The organism is Candidatus Frankia alpina (genome assembly GCF_902806485.1).
In the GTDB taxonomy this organism is placed as follows: domain Bacteria; phylum Actinomycetota; class Actinomycetes; order Frankiales; family Frankiaceae; genus Frankia; species Frankia alpina.
Genome location: NZ_CADCWT010000611.1, coordinates 1 through 348, shown reverse-complemented (window position 1 = coordinate 348; position 348 = coordinate 1). Strand labels below are relative to the sequence as shown.

The window sequence follows — 348 nt, the reverse complement described above, 5'->3', positions numbered from 1 at the left end:
TGGAATCCGCCGCCGAGCCCCGGGCCGGCCGACTAGCCTGGCGCGGTAAGCAGGACGGGCGTGGCGGTCGTCAGCGGGGACCCAACCGGCCGTGAGCTGCTCGCCACACTGCGAGCCGAGGGCGTCGACACCGCCAACGATGGCGGTCCGTCCCGACGCGGCGACACCGGTCTGCGTGGTGCTCGCCCACCCGGACGGCCGCACCGCCACCCGGGCTCGTCGGAGCCGCCCTCGAGGCGGGCCTCGCCGCCGCGGCCTGGACGGTCCGCCACCCGGGCGCGCTCGACGCACTGCCCCACCTCCGCGATTCGGCCGGATGGGTGCCGGATGAGCAGACCTCCCCGGCCA

At 77.0% G+C, this 348-nt stretch carries 1 protein-coding gene; it reads right to left on the bottom strand.

What is annotated here, in order from left to right; translation table 11 throughout:
* Window positions 1–210 (bottom strand): hypothetical protein (locus tag G6R25_RS25775; protein ID WP_205447481.1); only part of this gene is annotated, 210 nt, incomplete at its 3' end.
* Window positions 211–348 lie beyond the last annotated feature (138 nt).